Source organism: Streptomyces sp. NPDC002265, from assembly GCF_040296125.1.
Classification (GTDB): domain Bacteria; phylum Actinomycetota; class Actinomycetes; order Streptomycetales; family Streptomycetaceae; genus Streptomyces.
This window is the reverse complement of the sequence record NZ_JBEOWS010000705.1, coordinates 1-1,317: the sequence shown is the minus strand read 5'-3', so window position 1 is coordinate 1,317 and position 1,317 is coordinate 1. Positions and strand designations below refer to the sequence as shown.

Here is a 1,317-nt window from a genome sequence, read left to right as displayed (position 1 = left end):
CTGGTCCATGCTGCCTTCGGGAAGGTAGCGGCGGGGGAAGGCGATCCACTCGTCGTGCATTTCGAAGAGCACGGCGGTGACCAGCCGTAGCAGTGCGTCGTCGTTGGGAAAGACCTGGACGACGTCGACGCGACGTTTGATCTCCCGGTTGACCCGCTCCAGCGGGTTCGTGGACTGGATCTTCTTCCAGTGGCGTTCTGGGAAGGCCGCGAAGGCCGTCAGATCGTCTTTGGCGTCCAGGAGCATCCGCTTGACCTGGGGGAACTGTGCGCCGAGCATGCCGGCGACCGTGTCGAGCTGGCTGCGGACGGCTGTCTGGTCGGGCTGGGCGAAGATGGTGCGGATGGTGGCGGCGACCATCTCGGAGGCGTCCTTCGGGATCACGCTGAAGACGTTGCGCAGGAAATGCACCCGACACCGCTGGTAGGAAGCACCGATCATCACCTTGCGGATCGCCTTGACCAGGCCGGCGTGGTGGTCGCCGAGCACGAGACGGACCCCGCTCAGCCCGCGTTCGCGCAACGAGCGCAGGAACTGGGTCCAGAACACCTCGGTCTCGCTGTCTCCGACCATCACGCCCAGCACTTCGCGGCCGCCGTCCTCGGTGATGCCGGTGGCGATCACCACGGCCCGGGAGACGATCTGGTGGGCGACCCTGGCCTTGCAGTACGTCGCGTCCAGATACATGTAGGGGAAGCGGATGTGGTTCAGGGGCCGGGTGCGAAATGCGGACAGCTGGGTGTCCAGGTCCGCGCAGATCCGTGAGACCTGGCTCTTGGAGATGCCGCTGTCCGCGCCGAGGGCCTTGACCAGCTCGTCGACCGATCGGGTGGACACTCCGTGGACGTAGGCCTCCATCACGACGGCGAACAGGGCCTGGTCGATGCGGCGGCGGCGCTCGAGCAGGCTGGGGAAGAAGCTGCCCGCGCGCAGTTTGGGTATGGCCAGGTCCAGATCGCCGGCCTGTGTGGTCAGGGTCTTGTCCCGGTGCCCGTTGCGCAGCGCGGTGCGGGTGTCGGTGTGCTCGTTCCACTGCGCGCCGATCCGCGCGCTCGCCTCGGCCTCGATCAGTTCCTGGAGCATCCGCTCGGCCACCGAGCGGACGAGTTCGAGTCCGTCTGCCGAACGTGCCTCCAGCAGGCGTAGTAGGTCAGACTGGGACAGGGCCACCATGCACCTCCCGGGTTGAACTGGCCGTTCACCAAGGAGAGTTGCAGGTGGCCCGCCTGCTGGGCAGGGAGCGGAATCCCTATCGACACACGCCCCGGGCGCACGCCCCAGCCTTGATCGGCTACACCATCAAGCGGGACGCCATCC

1 protein-coding gene is annotated in these 1,317 nt (G+C 66.7%); it reads right to left on the bottom strand.

The features are described from left to right. Positions 1-1,170, bottom strand: a 1,170-nt coding sequence (locus tag ABT085_RS46415; protein ID WP_351623275.1) for an IS256 family transposase, incomplete at its 3' end; no start/stop codon positions are given. Positions 1,171-1,317 lie beyond the last annotated feature (147 nt).